Annotated in this window: 19 protein-coding genes; 9 read left to right on the top strand and 10 right to left on the bottom strand. The window is 68.8% G+C overall.

All coding sequences use genetic code 11. From position 1 onward, the window contains the following. Window positions 1–40 precede the first annotated feature (40 nt). Window positions 41–1,207, bottom strand: a complete 1,167-nt coding sequence (locus DL990_RS04235) for a glutathionylspermidine synthase family protein (RefSeq protein WP_125780510.1) — start codon at window positions 1,205–1,207, stop codon at window positions 41–43. Next, window positions 1,208–1,816 (bottom strand): hypothetical protein, encoded by a 609-nt coding sequence (locus DL990_RS04230; protein ID WP_233620382.1) that lies wholly within the window; start codon window positions 1,814–1,816, stop codon window positions 1,208–1,210. It lies immediately after the preceding gene. A 94-nt stretch (window positions 1,817–1,910) separates the two neighbouring features. On the opposite strand from DL990_RS04230, the gene DL990_RS04225 reads away from it, so the two are divergent. The 4 genes from DL990_RS04225 (at window position 1,911) to DL990_RS04210 (ending at window position 5,242) form a co-directional block, all read left to right on the top strand. After that, the gene (locus DL990_RS04225) at window positions 1,911–2,915 is read left to right on the top strand and encodes a septum formation family protein (protein WP_125780508.1); all 1,005 of its coding nucleotides are present in this window, start codon (window positions 1,911–1,913) and stop codon (window positions 2,913–2,915) included. Window positions 2,916–2,919: 4 nt separating this feature from the next. After that, window positions 2,920–3,270, top strand: a complete 351-nt coding sequence (locus DL990_RS04220; RefSeq protein ID WP_007030570.1) for a metallopeptidase family protein — start codon at window positions 2,920–2,922, stop codon at window positions 3,268–3,270. A gap of 214 nt (window positions 3,271–3,484) precedes the next feature. Next, a complete protein-coding gene (locus DL990_RS04215; RefSeq protein WP_125797912.1) occupies window positions 3,485–4,744 on the top strand; it encodes an MFS transporter in 1,260 nt (419 codons plus the stop codon). A 60-nt stretch (window positions 4,745–4,804) separates the two neighbouring features. Beyond that, entirely contained in the window at window positions 4,805–5,242 is a 438-nt protein-coding gene (locus tag DL990_RS04210; protein ID WP_125780504.1) for a hypothetical protein, read from the top strand. A gap of 96 nt (window positions 5,243–5,338) precedes the next feature. On the opposite strand, the gene DL990_RS04205 is transcribed toward DL990_RS04210, so the two are convergent. The 3 genes from DL990_RS04205 to pheA all read right to left on the bottom strand — a co-directional run bounded on the left by DL990_RS04205 (window position 5,339) and on the right by pheA (window position 7,669). Then, window positions 5,339–5,989, bottom strand: a complete 651-nt coding sequence (locus DL990_RS04205) for a DUF4232 domain-containing protein (RefSeq protein WP_125797911.1) — start codon at window positions 5,987–5,989, stop codon at window positions 5,339–5,341. A 154-nt stretch (window positions 5,990–6,143) separates the two neighbouring features. After that, the gene (locus DL990_RS04200) at window positions 6,144–6,764 is read right to left on the bottom strand and encodes a histidine phosphatase family protein (RefSeq protein WP_125780500.1); all 621 of its coding nucleotides are present in this window, start codon (window positions 6,762–6,764) and stop codon (window positions 6,144–6,146) included. Then, window positions 6,761–7,669: a prephenate dehydratase gene (pheA, locus tag DL990_RS04195; RefSeq protein ID WP_125780498.1), complete on the bottom strand. Its 909-nt coding sequence runs from the start codon at window positions 7,667–7,669 to the stop codon at window positions 6,761–6,763. Before pheA ends, DL990_RS04200 begins: the two co-directional genes overlap by 4 nt. Window positions 7,670–7,766: 97 nt before the next feature. Between pheA and DL990_RS04190 the strand changes: the two genes are divergently transcribed. The 3 genes from DL990_RS04190 (at window position 7,767) to DL990_RS41425 (ending at window position 10,375) form a co-directional block, all read left to right on the top strand. Continuing rightward, a complete protein-coding gene (locus DL990_RS04190; protein WP_125797910.1) occupies window positions 7,767–8,408 on the top strand; it encodes a macro domain-containing protein in 642 nt (213 codons plus the stop codon). Between the two features lie 157 nt (window positions 8,409–8,565). Continuing rightward, complete coding sequence (gene coaA / locus DL990_RS04185) at window positions 8,566–9,498, top strand: type I pantothenate kinase (protein ID WP_125780494.1); 933 nt, start codon at window positions 8,566–8,568, stop codon at window positions 9,496–9,498. A gap of 706 nt (window positions 9,499–10,204) precedes the next feature. Further along, window positions 10,205–10,375 carry a hypothetical protein gene (locus tag DL990_RS41425; protein ID WP_199746198.1) on the top strand — a complete coding sequence of 57 codons (171 nt, stop codon included), beginning with the start codon at window positions 10,205–10,207 and terminating at the stop codon, window positions 10,373–10,375. 18 nt (window positions 10,376–10,393) lie between these two features. Here DL990_RS41425 and DL990_RS04180 read toward each other — a convergent pair whose 3' ends face one another. The 5 genes from DL990_RS04180 to DL990_RS04160 form a co-directional block, all read right to left on the bottom strand. Continuing rightward, the gene (locus DL990_RS04180; protein WP_125797909.1) at window positions 10,394–10,810 is read right to left on the bottom strand and encodes a type II toxin-antitoxin system VapC family toxin; all 417 of its coding nucleotides are present in this window, start codon (window positions 10,808–10,810) and stop codon (window positions 10,394–10,396) included. Next, window positions 10,807–11,106 (bottom strand): type II toxin-antitoxin system Phd/YefM family antitoxin, encoded by a 300-nt coding sequence (locus tag DL990_RS04175; protein ID WP_233598645.1) that lies wholly within the window; start codon window positions 11,104–11,106, stop codon window positions 10,807–10,809. The genes DL990_RS04180 and DL990_RS04175 overlap by 4 nt, the downstream gene beginning before the upstream one ends. Window positions 11,107–11,165: 59 nt before the next feature. Then, window positions 11,166–12,722, bottom strand: coding sequence for a DUF1841 family protein (locus DL990_RS04170; RefSeq protein WP_125797908.1), 1,557 nt, complete (start codon window positions 12,720–12,722; stop codon window positions 11,166–11,168). Between the two features lie 189 nt (window positions 12,723–12,911). Then, on the bottom strand, window positions 12,912–14,225 hold the full coding sequence (locus DL990_RS04165) for a hypothetical protein (protein ID WP_125797907.1): 1,314 nt from the start codon (window positions 14,223–14,225) through the stop codon (window positions 12,912–12,914). After that, a complete protein-coding gene (locus DL990_RS04160) occupies window positions 14,222–15,115 on the bottom strand; it encodes a nitrate- and nitrite sensing domain-containing protein (protein ID WP_125797906.1) in 894 nt (297 codons plus the stop codon). The genes DL990_RS04165 and DL990_RS04160 overlap by 4 nt, the downstream gene beginning before the upstream one ends. 151 nt (window positions 15,116–15,266) lie before the next feature. Here DL990_RS04160 and DL990_RS04155 point away from each other — a divergent pair, with 151 nt between their 5' ends. Together DL990_RS04155 and DL990_RS04150 are read left to right on the top strand one after the other, a co-directional pair. After that, window positions 15,267–15,584, top strand: coding sequence for a nucleotide pyrophosphohydrolase (locus DL990_RS04155; RefSeq protein WP_125797905.1), 318 nt, complete (start codon window positions 15,267–15,269; stop codon window positions 15,582–15,584). A 68-nt stretch (window positions 15,585–15,652) separates the two neighbouring features. Further along, a complete protein-coding gene (locus DL990_RS04150; RefSeq protein WP_125797904.1) occupies window positions 15,653–18,175 on the top strand; it encodes a M14 family zinc carboxypeptidase in 2,523 nt (840 codons plus the stop codon). Window positions 18,176–18,178 lie beyond the last annotated feature (3 nt).

The raw sequence follows: 18,178 nt of genomic DNA, 5'->3' as shown, positions 1-18,178 counted from the left end.
TCCAGAAGTCAGGAATGTCAGGTTTGTGCGGTTGCTTCTATCACGACTCGACGATGCGATGCGGGACGAACGCCGCACCGTCGTCTGTGACGAGTCCTGCCGTCTCACGGATGCCGAGACCGGCGGCCTGGTCCCCGACGATCCACGCGCCGAGCGCGGGCCGGTAACCCTGGAACTCCGGGAGCGGGTCGAACGCCTGGTAGACGAACCCTTCCGCCCCGTAGACGCCGTCGGTCTGCGTCTCGTACCCGGTGGCGACGATCTGCACGTTCGCGCCCTCGCGGCCGAGTTTCGGCTTGCGGACGTACTCGGTCAGCAGACCGGGGTCGTCGGCGAAGGCGGGCAGCAGGTTCGGGTGCCCCGGATAGTTCTCCCACAGGAGCGCGAGCAGCGTCTTGTTGGAGAGGATCATCTTCCACAGCGGCTCGACCCACAGCGTGCGCGGCATGGTCTCGACGGCGAAGCGGCCGAACTCCTCGTCGACCACCCATTCCCACGGGTAGAGCTTCACCACGGTCGCCATCTGCGCTTCTTCGAGGTCGACGAACCGCTTGAGCACCGGGTCCCAGCCGATCTCCTCGATCGACAGGCCGACGGTGTCGAGCCCGGCTTCGGCCGCGGTCTCCTGCAGGTACGCCGTCGTCACGTGGTCCTCACCGGACGGATCGGCGGACGACCAGGTGAAGTGCAGTTCGTTCGAGGGCAGCTTCTCGGCGAGTTCGGCCCAGCGCTCGACCAGCTTTTCGTGGATCGAGTTCCACTGGTCGTCCTCGGGGAAGACCGTGGTCTTCCAGTGCCACTGCAGTACGGCGGCCTCGAGCAGCGAGGTCGGGGTGTCGGCGTTGTACTCGAGCAGCTTCGCCGGGCTCTTGCCGTCGTAGCGCAGGTCGAAGCGGCCGTAGACGTGCGGATCCTGCCGCTTCCACGACTCCGCGATATGCGGCCAGACCCACTCGGGGATACCGAAGCGGTGGTACTGCTCGGTGGTCACCACGTTGTCGACGGCTTCGAGGCACATCGAGTGCAGCAGTTCCACGTCCGCCTCGACGGACAGGATCTCGTCCATGTCGAAGACGTAGTGGACCGACTCGTCCCAGTACGGCCGGGACTTGCCGGAGCCGTCGCGGGCGGGGGTGCCGAAGACCAGGCCCTGTTCTTCGACGATGTTCTGCCAGTCCCGCCGGGGCGGCTTGGAATCCCGGTACACCTACGAGCCCCCGCTCTTACCGCTGCTGCCGCTCTTGCCGCTGATGCCGAACCCGCCGCGCTGGACGGACTTGCCCGATTTGGTGCTGACGTTGGCCCCCGGCGGTGCGGTGTACGAACCGCCGGACACCCGCTGCCCGATCTGGCCGGAGCCGCCGTAGTTGTAGCGGTAGCTCTGCATCGGCCCACCGAAACCGCCGATGGGGAGGAAGAAGAACCCGCCGCTGACGTAACCGCCCTGCGACCGGACGTAGTTCTCGTCGCAGTTCCGGTCGTCCTGGACGATCTCCGTGTCCTTGGAGGCACAGACCGCCGTGACCTCGTCCGGCTTCGCGACCGTGTAGAACGTCGCGACCAAGCCGACCAGGCCGACGGTCACACCGGTTCCGATCAGGATCTTCTTCTTGGTCGAAGACTTCTTCTCGGCGGCACGAGCGGCTTCGGCTTGGAGCACCTCCTGGCGCTCCTGCTCCGCCATTGCCTGCTGCCGTGCCCGCTGCTCGGCCAGCGAAGGCTGGCGCGCCTGCGTGCTGTCGTCCTGGAAGCGCATCGAGCCGCGCCTCGGCGGCTCCTGGGGCGGCTGTGCCCCCTGGTTGTCATCCTGCGTCATCGAAGCTCCGTAAATCGCCCTCGCCACGAACCCGTGTCCAACACTAACCACCCGGTACGCGCACCTTACGTGCGGCGCGGGCATCATGGAGTGGATGTCTCAACAGGCCGAGCGGTTCCGTGACCCGCGAAACGCGCTGAGCACCCTGCGCACCCGGCTCGTCATGGCCGGTGTGTTCGTGGGCGCGATCATCGCGCTTTCGCTGAGTGTGGCGTTCTCGTGGAATGTAGGCCCGGAAGGCGGTGCGGGCGGCGGCCCTCCCAAACTGTCCCCCGCCGCGGTCGAAGCGTTCCAATCTCCCCCGGGCACCTGCCTGACCTGGAACAACCCGGACGCCACCGACGCGCGGCGCGTGCCGTGCGGGGAGGCGCACCTGTTCGAGGTCACCAGCATCGTCGACATCGGCACGCAGTACCCGCCGGGGGTACCGAGCCCGAACCTGGAGCAGTGGCAGGAGATCTCCCGCTCCCGTTGCACCATCGACGTCAAGCCGTATCTCGGCCGCAACCTGGATCCGTACGGCAAGCTGACCATGAACCTGCTCCGGCCGACGCCCGCACAGTGGGCGGACGGTGACCGGCAGTTGCGCTGCGGTCTGCAATGGGCGGGTCAGGGCGGCAAGCTCCAGCCGACCAAGGGGCCGGCGAAGGAGCAGAACCAGTCGGCGGTGTGGGAGCCGGGCACATGCCTCGCGCTGCTCAACAACAGCTTCGGCGACCCCATCGACTGCGCCCAGCCGCATTCGTACGAGATGATCGCGACGATCGACCTCAAGACGAAGTTCAAGGACGGCTACCCGTCGCAGGAGCAGCAGAACACCTGGCTGGACACCGAATGCTCGACGGCCGCGCAGGACTACACCGGCAACGCGGATCTGGCGGCGAAGAAGCTCATCCTCAGCTGGGACGTCCGCGAGCAGGAGAGCTGGGACGCCGGGTCGACGCTGGTGAACTGCAAGGTGGCGGCGGTCCTGCCGGACGACAAGGGGCTCGCACCGGTCACCGGGAGCGTGAAGGTCGGCAAGGGCGACGCCCCGCCGTCGGAGAGCGGCCAGACGAGCCCGCCGGCGTCCTCTTCGGCCCCGAAGACCGGAGGGTGAGCCCGTGCCCGTCGAGATGACCCAGCAACGCTTCGAAGAGCTGGTTTCGGAGGCACTGGACGAGCTCCCGCCCGAATTCGCGGACGCCATGGACAACGTCGTGGTACTCGTGGAGGAGTTCAACGAGGAGTCGCCCACGATCCTCGGGCTCTACCACGGGGTCGCCCTGACGGAGCGGACCCACGAATACGGCGGGGTGCTGCCGGACCGGATCTCGATCTACCGGCGTCCGCTGCTGCAGATGTGCGACACCGAGGAGGACGTTGTCGAGGAGGTGCTGATCACAGTGGTCCACGAGGTCGGCCACCATTTCGGCATCGACGACGCGCGGCTGCACGAACTCGGCTGGGGCTGAGCCGGTGGACGGGCGATAGCAAAGGTCCCTTGCTCCTCCGCGGCGGATTCCGCGCCGGAGGCGGCATGGTCGGTGATCTTTGTGCGTCGGGCACCAAGAGTTCTTCGGATTTCTAACTCGGTGTAACAACCCCGCCACTTTGGGCGACAGCCCCGCTAAACTTTTCGACACGTTGTCGTCGGCCGGCGCCGGCGGATGCCTGGGGAGGCGGTGCATGGCCGAGTCGACGGTGCGCGGGAGGGGTGACCGCCGGTTGCGCTGGCTGCTCGCCTCCAGCGCGGCGTCGAACCTCGGCGACGGGATCGGCAAGGTCGCGTTCCCGCTGCTCGCGGTCACCCTGACCCGCGATCCGCTGCTCATCGCCGGTCTCTCCGCGACCCAATTCCTGCCGTGGCTGCTGTTCGCGCTCCCGGCGGGCGCGCTCCTCGACCGGATCGACCGCCGGCGCGCGATGATCCTCGCGAACGGTGCCCGCGCGGTGGTCGTCGGCGGGACGGCCGTCCTGGTCGCGATGGGCGGGGTGACGATCTGGGCGGTCTATGCCGCCGCCCTGCTCATCGGCGTCGCGGAGGTGGTCGCCGACAGCGCCGCGAACGTGCTCATCCCGGCGGTCGTCGGCAAGGAATCCCTCGACAGCGCGAACAGCAAGCTCCAGGCCTGCGAGATCGTCGGCCAGACCTTCCTCGGCGGGCCGGTCGGCAGCGCCACCTTCGCGCTCTTCGCGACGTTCCCGTTCTTGCTCAACTCGGTGGGTTTCGCGATCGCGGCGGCCGTGCTGATCGGCCTCGCCGGAAGCTACCGCCCGAAGGCCGCGGAAGGCGGCACCACCGACCTTCGCGCCGAACTGGCGGAAGGTTTCCGCTGGTTGAAGGGCAACCGGCTGGTCCTGCGCCTGGTCGTCATCGCGGGACTGATCAGCCTGGTCAGCGAACTCGCGCAGGCACAGCTGGTGCTGTACGCGATCGAGTACCTGCGTCTCAGCGAAGCGGCCTTCGGGCTCTTCGCGCTCGTCGGCGGCATCGGCGGTCTGCTCGGCGCGGCCGTCGCCCCGCGGCTGGTGAAGGCGACCGGTCGCCGCGCGGTGCTCCTCGGGGGCACGGCCTGCTGCGGCGCGGCGTTCACCGGCATGGGCCTGACGACCTCGCCGGTGGCGGGCGCGGCGCTGTTCGGCCTGTTCGCGGCGGCCGTCGTCGCGGTGAACATCGTGCTCGGGACGGCGCGGCACACGCTCGTCCCCGGCGAACTGCTCGGCCGGGTCCTCGGCGTGTGGCGCACCGTCGTCTGGGGTGCGATCCCGATCGGCGCCCTGCTCGGCGGCGTCCTGACGCACGTCCTCGGTTCCTCTGCCCGGACCTTCCTCACGTCCGGGCTGCTGCTGTTCGGTGTGGCCGGTTTCGCAGTCGTCTCGTTACGCCGAGGAGCCTTCGGTGACGAATCGGCCACGGAGGTGCGGGTTCTCCACCAAGACCGGTGAAAACAAAGGACTTTGGTGCTGAAATAGCCCATCACCGCCACTGGTGACGGGAGGTCCGCGATGCAGCAGACACTGGTGCCGGAGGCCGGCGTGGGGACGACAGAACCTTCCAGACGCCCGCAAGTGCTCACCGCGGTCGCCGGTTTCGTGATCGGTGGCGGCGTGATCGGCATGCTGTGGGCGCTCTCGGGCGTCAACGCGGGAGCCCTCGAAGACGCGCAGGACGCGTGCCGGGCACTGGCCAGGGTCGGCACGATCCCGGACACCACCGACTCCGCGCCCGGCGAACGGACCGTCGCCGTACTGGCCCCCGAAGTCCTGCACCGGATGACGGCCGCCCGCGAACTCTCCGCCGCGGCGGCCGCCGCACACGACGCCTACCGGCCGCTGGCCGACCACATCGACGGCGCCAGCCGGATGGTGTTCAGCCTGCACTTCAACCAGATCGCCGGTCATCGGCATCTGGCGCAGGCCGAACAGCTCTGCACCCAGCTCTAGCCCGTGTCCTGTGAGTCTGTTCGATGGGCTTCGTGATCCAGGTGGTTCCTGACGGTGCGGGCGCGGAGACCGCGAACACGACTTGCAGGACACGGCCTAGCCCTTGTGGACGGTCCTGACGGTCAGCTGGTTGCCGGGGATCTTCCCCGCGCAGCCGAGGCCCTGCACCGGCACGAAGTTCGACGCCGTCTCCTGCGGCAGGTACACCCGCAGCCCTCGGGTCTCGGTGGGCTTGCAGACTGCCTCGTCGTAGTTGCGGACGTTCACGAAGCCGACGTCCGCGACCGCGCTCTCGCCGTTGCCGAGCTGGACCGGCGCGCCCTTCTCGCCGTCGCGGAACGCGGCATCGCCGACCTGGTGGCCGTCCGCTCCGGTCACGTACGAGACGCCGGGGAAGCCCTGGATGGTGCACGAGTGCCCGCTCGCGTTGGTGATGACGAGCTTCCGGTACACCGTGCCCGCGGCGGCGTCACTGTCCTTGACCGACAGTTTGACGTCGCCCGCCTTGCAGAGCCCGTCGTTCTTCGGTGCCTGCGCGGGCGGCTGGACCGGTTGCGGGGACGGCGCCGGGCTCGACGAACTCGCGCTGGGCGCGACCGAGGTGTCCGGCGCCGAAGTGGACGGTGACGCGGATGTGTTCTGCGCGACGGGCGCGGTCTGCGAGCCGCAGGCGCTGAACAGCAGGAGTCCGGCGGTACCCGCGACGAGACCGCCGATGGAGATCATCTTCGAACGAACCATGGTCATTCGCCTCTCTCTGCCGGACGTTGCCGGGTGACCCACCAATCAGTAGACGTGTTGTCCGCCGTGCGGGTTGCGCTCCTCCGGTTAATTCCCCACAAGGTGTTAATCGATCTTGTGGGGTGTGTTCCCCGGCGGGCGTGGAGGCAAACGTTCCTGGTCAGGCCTCGACGGGGGCGCCCGCCCAGGTGAGGCAGGTCCAGCCGGTGGGGTTCGCGACGAGTTCGACGACGCCGGTGTTCGGGATGAGGCCCTGGTTGGCGATCTCGGCGGTCACGTTCCCGGCGAGCCACTCGCCGCCAAGCCGGATCGCGCCACCGTGGCTCACCAGCACCACCGTGCCGTCGGGGTCGGCCTGCTCGTGCTTGGCGCGCAGCCGGGCGACCGCGTCGAGCATCCGGGTGCGGACCTGCGCGCCGGTCTCACCGCCGGGGATCGGCGGGTCGAGTTCGCCGAGGGTCCACCGGCGCACGACGCTCATGTACGTCGTGACCGAGTCCTTGTCCGTCTTGCCTTCGAGGTCACCCGCGGCGACCTCGTGCACACCGTCGAGCACCTGGACCTCGAAGCCGAGCTCCGCGGCCAGCGGCGCGGCGGTCTGCTGGGCGCGGACCGCCTGCGAGGCGTACACCGCGACGATCGGCTCGCCGTCCAGCCGCGTCACGAGATCCCGGGCCTGCTCGCGACCCAGCTCGGTGAGCGGCGGACCGGGCAACGCGGTGTCGAGCGCTCCTCGCACGTTGCCCTCGGTCTGGCCGTGGCGGACAAGGAGAAGTTTCACGCCTGTACTCCCTTCCGTACCGACTCGACCCAGTCGATCGCGCCGGTGAAATCGTCGTTGGCGGCACCCTGCTCGATCTCGGTCGTGCTCCCATCCGCGCGCGGATGGGAGCCGAGGAACCGCACGTTGCTGCACCGGCGGCGCAACGCGGCCAGCGCGTCGCCGATCCGGGGCTCGGCCACATGCCCCTCGAAGTCGATGAAGAAGCGATACTCGCCGAAGTTGTTCCTGGTCGGGCGGGCGTCCAGCTTCGTCAGGTTGATGCCGCGGACCGCCAGTTCGGTGAGCAGTTCAGCCAGCGCGCCCGTCCGGTTCGTCGCGGCGGCGACGATCGACGTGCGATCGGCCCCGGTCGGCTCCGGCAGCACGCCGGGCGCGCGGACCAGCAGGAACCGCGTCTTGGCGTCGCGGACGTCGGCGACCTCCGTGGCCAGCACGTCCAGCGGATAGTGCTCGACGGCGACCGGCGCGGTGACGGCGGCGTCGAACTCGCCGGCGTCGACCGCGACCGCGGCCGCGGCGGTGGACGACGTCGCGACCGGATGCGCGCCGGGGAAGTTCGCTTCGACCCAGTGCCGGACCTGCGCGAGCGCGTGCGGATGGCTCGCCACGGTGCGGATCTCGGTCGTCCCCGGCCGGGTCAGCACGCTGAAGTGGACCGGCAGCAGCACCTCCGCCACCGCGACGAGCGGCTCGGCCTCGCTCAGGCTGTCGAGGGTGGCCGTGACCGCGCCCTCCACGGAGTTCTCGATCGGGACGCAAGCCGCGTCGGCCGCACCCGAGCGCACCGCGGCGAGTGCCGCCGGGATGGTCTCCGCGGGGATCAGCTCCTCACCGGGGGCGAGCCGGCGCGCGGCCTGTTCGGTGAAGGTTCCCTGGGGGCCGAAGTACGCGATCCGTGACACCCCGCCAGATTACGCACGACACGAGTGGCGACTTTCACTCGGACAGCCGGTACGCGCACCGGTTACGCCGGGTGCCTTTTTTTGCCATGCTTAGGGCGTGACCGCCGAACCGGGCACGCACACCGGCCATGACGACGTCGGCTCTTCGTTTCCTCCCCTGCCCGACCGTCCCACTCCGGAGCTGGTGCTGTGCGCCGTCGATGACCTGCTCGCGCAAGCCTGGACCACCGTCGCCGACACCGTGGACGGCCGGGTCTTCGTGCACCGCGGGTCGGTGCTCGACGTCGTCGCGCAGGCCGTCGTCAGCCCCGCGAACTCCTACGGCTGGATGCGCGGCGGCATCGACGCGGTTTACGCCCGCGCCTATCCCGAGGTCGAGCAGAACGTGCGCAGCGCCGTCCTCGCCTACCACGGCGGGGAGCTCCCGATCGGCCAAGCGGTGATCGTGCCCACTGGCGAGGCGGAGCCCGCCTGGCTGATCAGCGCGCCGACGATGCGGGAACCCGGCGAACGCCTCCCGCGCGACACCGTGCACCCGTACCTCGCCGCCAGGGCGGTGTTCCAGCAGTGGCGCGACGGCAGGCTCGACCAGGGCCGGGTCCGTGACCTCGTGCACACGATCGCGATGCCGGGGCTCGGTACCGGCATCGGCGGGGTCGCACCCGCCTCCTGCGCCCGGCAGGTCGCCGCGGCATGGAACGAAGTCTTCACCCCCGGCCGTCCTCGTCACGGAGGGTAACGCCCCGAAGCGGGCTACATCACATCGCAGCGCGTTCACGAGCCGTAAGCCCTACCGTTAAAGCGGCTTCATCCGGTTCGAGGCACGTTCACCCGCCGAGAACTCGTCAACACGGTTTTGTACGACGCCAGCGCTGGCGACGGGCGAGGAGTGTGCGATGCCGCGGGTCCGTGAGCTCAGTCCCTACGTCGAGCTGCACCGTGAGCAGTGGCGCGAGTTGCGCAGGTCGACTCCCCTGCCGCTGACCGCCGCGGAACTGCTGCGGCTGCGCGGTCTCGGCGAACAGGTCGACCTCGCCGAGGTCGCCGAGGTCTACCTGCCGCTCTCCCGGCTGATCAATCTCCAGGTCGCGGCCCGGCAACGGTTGTACGAAGCCACCACCACCTTTCTCGGCGAAGACAGCCGGGGCACCAAGGTGCCGTACATCATCGGCATCGCCGGCAGCGTCGCCGTCGGCAAATCGACCACCGCGCGCATCCTGCGCACCCTGCTCGCCCGCTGGCCGGATCACCCCAGGGTCGACCTGGTCACCACCGACGGATTCCTCCACCCGCGTGCGGAACTGGTCCGGCGCGGGATCATGCACCGCAAGGGTTTCCCGGAAAGCTACGACCGGCGGGCGCTGCTGCGGTTCGTCACCGACGTGAAGTCCGGCGCGGAACGGGTCAGCGCGCCGGTGTACTCGCACCTCGCCTACGACATCCTCCCCGACGAGGAGCAGGTCGTTCAGCGACCCGACATCCTGATCCTCGAAGGACTGAACGTCCTCCAGCCCGGCCCCCGGCTCACCGTCTCCGATCTGTTCGACTTCTCGATCTACGTGGACGCGCCGACGACCGACATCGAACGCTGGTACATCGAACGCTTCCTCAAGCTGCGGCACACCGCCTTCGCGGACCCGGCGTCACACTTCCACCACTTCGCCGGCCTCCCGGACGACGAAGCCCGTGCCGAGGCGCGCCACCTGTGGCGCACGATCAACGAGCCCAACCTGATGGAGAACATCAAGCCGACACGGCCCAGGGCGACCCTCGTCCTCCGCAAGGACGCCGACCACGCGATCAACCGGGTCCGCCTGCGCAAGCTCTGACGGGTCGCGGTTCCCAGTACCTGAAGGACCCCTTCCTGTACCTAGGCGCCAGGGGCCCGGCAAAGTCGCATGGCCGCTGGTCGGTGTCGCTCTTGACGTGGGGGGTGTCGTGAGTGTTTTGGGTCGTTAGAACGACACTTACCACTCACGACCGCCTCCGCCACTCCAGCCCCACTTGACCAGCGGTTAGGCAACTTTGCCGGGACCCTTGCGCATAGGTGCAGAAGGGGTCCCTCATGTACTGCTGCGCGGGCAATGGACGCAGGCCGCGGTTGTCGTGAGTGTTTCGGGTCCCTGGGGCCGACCGTGTCTCAGCTACGTACTTGCCGTGCTCAGGTGATGGACGACTCGCGCCGGGACGCGTCCGCAAGGCTTGACTCACGACCCTGCGTGACCGGGCACCCTCGGATTCTCTACTCACGGCGAGCGTTCACGACGACTTCCAAGATCACGGAGCCGGAACCCGATCACCAGGGCGAATTCCGGCTGTTCCCTCACAAGGACCAGCCTTCGCACCACTGGCGAGCCGATCGTACGAGCCGGTCGCGCACCGCCACGGGCGGGCGGCGCCCCTCGGCCGATCGGCCGATCCACGCTCAGTACGTGTAACCGGTTGGCCGATACCGGCTACAGCCCCCCGACGCGACCCTTGTGTCAGGGGTTCACGAGGTCTCGAAAAGGACCTTGAGCAGGGAGGAGGGTCACGATGTTCTCGATCATCCTGACCTGGATCGGCTCGATTCTCGGCCTCGCTCTCTTGGTGGCCATGGCCGTCGGCGCCTTCTTTGTCGACTTCGACGACGCCCGCGGGGACCGCCGTTGGAAGAAGCCTGAAGTCACGGAGAGCAAAGGCACCCCGGCCGCACCTCTGGGCTGAACACCGGGCGAAGACGGCTCAGTCGAACGGATTGTGCAGCTGCGCACCGAGCCCGGCCATGTCGGCGAGGTTGCGGGTGACCAGGGTCAGCTCGTGGACCCTGGCGGTCGCGGCGATCAGCCCGTCGATGGACGGCACTTTCCGCGGCGCGTACTGCCTGCCCCATTCGGCCGCGATTTCGGCGGTCACCGGAAGGATCCGTTCCGAGAACTGCGTGGTGAGCCCGGCAAGCCAGTCGGCCAGCGCGTCCGCCCGTTCCCTGTCCTGATCCCCTCGATGCCTGAGTTTGCTGATTCCCCTCTCGATCTCCCCCACGGTCAAAACGCTCAAATAGAGCCTGCTCGACGAAACCCCGCCCCACCACCGGGCGAAACCGGGGTTCTGGCTGCGGCGCCGAGCTTCGGACACGATGTTCGTGTCCAGCAGAAAGCTCACCCGCTGACCTCCGCGACATCTCTCGGCAGGTCCTCGGCGCGTTCGGCGGCGATCTCCTCCAGCACGTCGGCCAGCGCCTCCCCGTACTCGGGATGGTGCTGCTCACCGGAGAGCACGAGCTTGAAATCGACGGCTTCACCGCCTCCGGCCAGCCTGCGGTAATCCATGATGTCCAGCACCACGGCCACCTCTTCCCCATGTTTGGTGACGAACTGCGGCCCCTCCGCCGCGGCCCGGCGCAGCAGCTCACTCAGCCGCTGCTTGGCGTCCTGCACTTGCCAGGTTGCTGCTTCCATCTAGACAGACTAGACGGAACGAGGAGGGCTGGCAAGGACGTGGCCGGGGAAACGGCTGGTCAGGCGAGTTCGCCGAGCGCCTTCCGGTAGTCGTCGACGTCGTAGTCCATCTCGTGCTCGCCGGTTTCGGTCAGCTGGGCGGACAGCGCGTCGATGAGGCGGTCGAAGATCTCGTCGCGTTCCTGCCCGGTCTCGCTCAGCCGCCGCACGGCCTGCCAGACCTCGGCGGGCTCGTCGGCCCAGAGCTGGTCGACGATCGTGGTCTTGAGCGTCAGCCGCATCCTCGGCTCGCCGTCGAAGGTCTCCTCGGCCAGCGCCTCGTGGTACTCGGGGTGTTCGCCGATCACCAGCAGGCGACGCTGTTCGGGATCGGCGGGCTCGAGTTCCAGTTCCTCGTCGCCGATCTCCGTGTAGACCGTCGGGACGGCGAACATCCGGCGGGCGAGGGCTTCCGCGAGGTCGGCCGGGTCCTCGATGCCCTCGGAGCCGTCGAAGTAGACGTCGAGCGTGGAGTCCTCGTCCTGCGCGAACTCCTCCAGGAACTCGGTCGCGCCCTCGAGCAGCGCCACGCGTGCGGCCTCGGGGAGGCCCGCGCGGTCGGCGGCCCAGGTGACCCACCCGAGCACGGCGGGCTCCAGCGCGTCTTCGTACGCCTCGTCGATCTCCACCTCGCCGTCCAGCAGCGACTCGAGGAACCGGGCAAGCTTCTCGGGCCCGACGCGCAGGGGGCTGCCCGGCTCGGTCGCACAGCCGTGATCGACGAGCAGGCGCGCGTAGAACCGCGTCGCTTCGGTGTCGTCCACGAGCCCGGATCCGATGAAGTCGGCGACGACCTCTTCGCGGACCTGCTCGGGCCATTCGGTGACCTCGGGCGAAGGTTCGGGAGCGGGAAGCGCCTGGATCCAGGCCAGCGCGAGCGCGTGGAACCGCGCGTAGTCCTCGCTGACGTCGGGCTCTTCGACGACGTCAGTCGCGGCCAGCCCGTCCGCGAGCAGCTGGTGGGCACGCTCGGGCAGCACCCGCTCCAACGTGACCAGCTCCGGGTCGTCGGCGGCCTGCTGACGCATTTCGGCCAGCACCTCCTGCGGCTTGTCGACCACGACGACGTCGCGGATCCGGCCGCCCTCGGTGAAGTCGACCAGCGCGAGCAGCCCGTGCTCGACACCGCCGCGCGAGAAAACACAGAGAAGAGAGGACTCGTCACCGAAGACGTCACCGGTCCGCCAGCAGTCCCCGACGGTCACCGCGGCCAGGTCGCCCGCCCATTCCGGCTCCGGGATCCCCCGCGCCAGCACCGTGTTCAGCGCCGCGCCTGCCGCCTCACGCTCCTCCTCGGTCTCGGCGAAGACCCGCAACCCGGCCAGCAACGCGGCCGCGGCGGGCGTGATCTTCCGCTCGGCGAACGCGATGAGGTCCATGCCGAGCGGCTGTTCGCCCTCCTCGACCTCGATCTCCCACCACTGGCCGAGCACCTCGGAGGTCAGCAGTTCGACGTCGAGCACCTCGGGTTCGGCACCCAGGGTCGAGAAATCGCGGAGGACGTCCTTGAAGAGGCCCGTCACACTCGGAGTGGAGGGCTGGGCTGCCTTCTTGCGGGCACGGCTGACCGGACTCATGGCGACATGTTTTCACGCGGGTCCGGCCGGGCTCGTCGCGGTGGTCCTGGGCGCGAAACACGGTGTCCCGGACGCGGGCGGACACCGGTTTTCCGGACCACCGCGACGACAACGGCCCGCCAGAGTGGCTCGACCTGCTTCGCCGGGTTTCCTCGGTTCACTTCGAATAACGAAGGGCGGCGGGCGCGGTTACGCCCTGACCGGTTTCGGAATCGCGATCCTCGCCGCCTTGACCTCGGCGATCAGCCGCGTCTTGCGTTTGTGTATTTCCACCAATGCGTTCAGGTACGAGCTGAATTCTTCAGCCATACCGGCCTTTTTGTGCACCGTGCGCAGTTTGCGGAGTTGCCGGGCCGCCGCACGGTAGGAGTTCGAATCTTTCCGGGTGATCAATTCTTCGACATGGTCCCGATACACGGGAATGGTTTCGGCGGGATGGGCGACGGAACGCGAATCCGCGAGTTCGACGCGCACCGGCAAAGAGGCCTCGAAACGCACCGCCGCCCGCCATGCCTCGTCGGCGCGATCCTCGCCTAGGAGCGCGCGGACGAGTTCGTCGGCGGCCTCCGTGCTTTCGGCGGCGAGCTCGCGCAACCGGGCCAGCGCGGTCTTCCGTTGCGCGACCCAGCGCCCCGTTTCCAGCGACTCCTCGCGCAGGGCGAGGTAGGTCACGGCCACGGGATTCTCGTCGAATTCCTTGCGCGACAAAGGAACCGGCTCCTCTTCGAGCGGCGGAGCCTCCTCCTTCTTGTCGTGCGTGAGTGCCCGCGCCGCGTGCGCGATGGCCTCGCTGTGCCGGCCCGCCGCGCGCAACACGCGCACGATCTTGAGGCTGACGTCGACCCGCGGCGGCTTGGCGGCGAGGATCGCGACGAGCGCGTCGACGTCGCCGGACACCTCCGCAAGCTCCTCGCGCAACCGTTCGGCCGTCTCGCGTTTCGCACCGGACGGCTGCTCGGCCAGCACGCTGTCCACAGTGGATCGAATTCGCGCGAGCCCCTTGTCTCCCAAGGCGGAGGCGAAGTCGGCCAGCTCGATGGCGGGCCAGCCGGGACCGTCGAACTCGACTTCGAGGATCCAGGCGGCCAGGCTCTCCGGATCCGGCGGGCGCGCGACGCAGGCCCGCGCGTACAGCTCGACGGCCCTGTCCAGCCTGTCCGCGACCTCGCCCGAAGTGTCGTCGATCTGCTCCAGCATCTCGCTGATGTCGTCCACGGTCCGGCGAGCGAGCGGGGCGAGGTCGGCGCGGCTGCCGGCATCGAGAAGTCGCTGCAGCGTGTCGAGGACGGAGCCGACCTTCGCGGCGTACTCGACGTTGCCCGCCATCACCGCGGTGTCGAGTAGACGGTGCGCCTCGGCGAGATCACTCCCCTGGGTGGCGAAGCGGTTCTCCAGGGCCTGTCGTAACACAGGGTCACGCTCAGCATGGGCGTGGAGCAGCTCCGCCAGCGTTTCCGCGTCCAAAGTACGCAGGTAGGGGCGCAGATCCGTCGGGGAACTCACCCGGACAAGTCTGCCCGACCGGTTCGCCGACTCGTGTGGGCCAACAGCGTGCTCTTTTCGGCGTAATCGCTCACCAGGTGTGACCAGGCCGGTGGCGTCGCTTCGAGCCGCGAAGGGCAGCGGATGATCGGGATCGGGAGACGGCAGGCGAGCTGCATGGCGATCGCCATCACCACCCCCGCGAGCAGCGAAATCGCCGAGGCGGCGGCGAGGGCGCCACCCAGCACGCGGCGTCCGCCGTCGATCGCGAGCTGCGCCGAATGCTCGATCTGCCGCGCGGTGAGGTCGCCGAGGGTCCGGCCGACGACGCCGGCCGAGGCGCGCCAGGCATCCTGGCCGACGGGCGGCGGCGTGGCCGCGCTCAACGCGGTCTCGACCGCGCCGAACCGGCCCCAGTCCTCGCTCGCGACGAGATCACGGTAAGTCCGGCGGCTACTTTCCGTCATCTTTCCGGCGACCGCGTCGAGCCTTGACCGGTAGGCACCGACGGCCGCGGCGTAGTCGTGCCTCCCTTCGTCGTCGATTCCGGCGACCGCGAGGGAATCGCTGCGGTCCAGTCCTTCGACGGCGGTGAGCAGTTCGACGGCGATCGTCTGCTGATAGCCGACCTCGGCGTCGGGAGCGGCCCGTGCGATCTCGCGCAGGGAGGAAAGCGAGGTGTCGATGCGATCGGCGTACGCGGTGTAGGTGGCGGAACGGGTGCCCGGCACCTGCAACGCGACCGACCGCTCCCGCTGCAGCGAGGCGATCCCCCGGCTCGCCTCGGCCATGGTGACCGCTCCGGTTTCGGCGTCGTCGCGGTCCTGAATTGCTTGCTGAACAAGGAATCCGCCGATGAACAACGCGACGAGCACCAAGGCCGCGCTCGGCACGAAGGCGATGGAGAGCATGCGAGACCGAAGGCTTCGCTGATACGTCAAGACTTTCCTTCCGGATCGGTCTCCCGACGCCGAGCGACGTTATGCAATTTGCACTTTGCACGTCAACGCTCGTCCGCCATACGGCCGTTAGCGCACCGTGACGATCTGGTAGGCACGGCATGTGACTCTCGACGACCTCGACCAGCGCCTCCGCGACTTCGCCGCGGCACGCGCCTGGGAACCTTTCCACACGCCGAAGAACCTGGTCATGGCCCTGTCCGGCGAAGTCGGCGAGCTGACATCGCTGTTCCAGTGGCTCACCCCGGAGGAATCCGCGGAGTGGCGCGCCGACCCTGAACTGGCACACAACGTCGTCGACGAGATCGCCGACGTCACGCTGTACCTCCTCCAGCTGGCGAACAGCCTCGGGGTGGACCTGATCGAAGCGGCCAACGCCAAGATCGACCGGAACGAAATCCGCTTCCCGGCGCCCGATTAGACGCCTTTCGGAGCTTGTGGGGCGTTCGATCCGCGGAAAGACTGAGCCGACGTCCCTGGAGGTGGCCCTTGTCGCGTTCGGCTCGCACCGTGGTCCTGGCCCTGATGCTGTCCCTGAGCGCGGTCGCCGCGCCGTCGTACGCGGCGCCACCGCCGACGTCGCCGCACCGGGATCCCGGCAACGGGCCGGAACGCAACGACGTCGCCGCGACCGACCCGCCGATGAGTGCCGCGCGGGCCGCGGCGGGCGAGAACGTCGCGGGCGACCGTTCCGGTTATCCGCGCAAGACCAAGCTGCGCGTGTACCCGGAGAACACGGCCGACAAGTCGATCAAGCTCGGGCTCGCGCCGTATCACGCGATCGCGCCGAAGCTGAACGCGTTGCAGGCGCGCAGCGATCGGATCTCGGTCGAGATCGCCGGGCAGTCCGGTCTCGGCCGCGACCTCTACCTGGTGACGCTCACCGCGCCGGAGCATCCGGGTGAGACGCGGCGGCAGGACGCGTGGCGCTCGCTGATCGAGAACGACCCGGCCCGCGCCGCGCGCGACCCGTTCCTGCGCCACGGCTACAAGGCGCCGGTGTGGATCAACAACAACATCCACGGCAACGAATGGGAAGGCACCGACGGCGCGCTCCGCGTCATCGAGAAGCTGGCGACGTCGAACGATCCCAAGACCGCCGAACTGCTGAAGCGGAACCGCTTCTACTTCAACGTCACGGCCAATCCGGACGGCCGCGTCGCCGGCACACGGCAGACGTCGCAGGGCTTCGACCCCAACCGCGACTTCGTCACCGCGTCGCAGCCCGAGGTGCGGGCCATGCGCGGGATCGCCATCGGCAAGCAGCCGCTGATGATGCTGGACGAACACGGCTACGTCGAGAACACGCTCATCGAGCCGACCACCCCGCCGCACGGCCAGAACTACGACTTCGACCTCTACATCAAGCACGGCTACGCCAACGGCCTCGGCATGGAGAAGGCGGTCAAGGCACTCGGACGGCCGGAGACGGCGAAGCCCGAGATCCCGTTCCGTGATTACGAACCCGGCAGCTGGGACGGCTGGGCGCCGATCTACACGGCCCAGTACGCGATGTACCACGGCGCGGTGTCCTTCACGATCGAGATCCCGATGCGGGTCAACAACGCGGACTACGAAGCGCAGCCGGTGGCGGAACTCCAGCGGCGCGCGGTGATCAACACCGAGGTCGTCGAGGCCACGATCGGCAGCACACTGGACTACGTCGACCGCAATCGCGGTGAGCTGATCGCGAACCAGATCGAGATGTTCCGCCGCGGCGAGGCCGGCGAAGCGCAGCGTGAGATCCCCGACGGGTTCGTGCCTGGTTTCGGGCAGGAAGACCGCTACCGCACGGAGTTCCCGCGCGCGTACGTCATCCCCACCGGCGCGGACCAGCGTTCGGGCGTCGCCGCTTCCCGTCTCGTCGACCATCTGGTGGCCAACGACATCCGCGTGCGGCAGGCGGATCGCCCGTTCTCGCTGGCCGGGCGCCGGTATCCGGCCGGTTCGTACCTGGTCGACATGCACCAGCCGAAACGCGGCCTGGCGAACGTGATGCTGGAGCAGGGCAGCGACATCTCGGCGAAGGTGCCGGTCATGTACGACATCTCCGGCTGGAGCCATCGCCTGCTGTGGGGCGCGTCGGTCGACATCGTGAAGCAGGGCAGGCTCGACGTCCGGGCGCACGACGTCGTCGCGGCGTCGCCGACCGGCGGCATCGACGCCGCACCCGGCCGTGACCTCGCGCTGAAGCTCGTCGACGGCAAGGACGTCAGCGCCGTCAACGACCTGCTGAACCGAGGCCTCGCCCTCGGCCGCACCGACGACGGCACGATCGTCGTCCCCGCGTCGGCGCGCCCGGCCGCCGCCGAGGTGGCGGACCGCTACGGCGTCCGGTTCACCGAGGCACGCGGGACGGCGACGCCGTTGACCCGCAAGACGATCGCCGCCGCCGTCGGAGCGGACGAGTTGAAAGCACTGCGTGACATGGGCTTCGACGTGCGGCCGGTGTCGGCGTCGGTGCTCAACGCCGGCTTCGACTGGTCCAAGGTGGACCTGCTGTTCGTCTCTTCGGGACTGCGGTACACCGACCTCGACCCGGCCGCGAAAGACGCCTTACGCGCCTTCCTCTCCCGCGGCGGCGTGGTCACCCGCGGCGCCACGGGCGCCCGTTTCAACACCGACGTGGGACTTCTCGAAGCGCGTCCGGTGGAGGGCTGGGAAGACGGGAACGGCGTCGTCTCGGTCGTCAACGGGACCGGCCCGGTCGGCGGCGGCGCACTGCCGGACTCGTTCGTCTACGGGCCGTTCTGGTTCACCGATCTCGGCTCCTCGGTCAGTGTCGAGCAGCGCTACGCGAGCGGGAATCCGCTGGTCGCGGGGCATTGGCGGACGAAGGACGACGGGACGGGCGGGCCGCTGCATGCGGCGGGACAGGCCGCGGTCGTGTCCGGGACCTCGGGGCTCGGCGGGCGGGCGGTGCTGTTCGGCACCGAGCCGCTGTTCCGCGATCACCCGAAGGGCTTGTACTCGCAGGTGGCCAAGGCGATTTACTGGGCCGCCGCGAAGTAACGT

It is taken from the genome of Amycolatopsis sp. WAC 01416 (genome assembly GCF_003947485.1).
Classification (GTDB): domain Bacteria; phylum Actinomycetota; class Actinomycetes; order Mycobacteriales; family Pseudonocardiaceae; genus Amycolatopsis.
The sequence above is the reverse complement of the archived record's forward strand: the minus strand, read 5'-3'. Positions and strand labels throughout refer to the sequence as shown.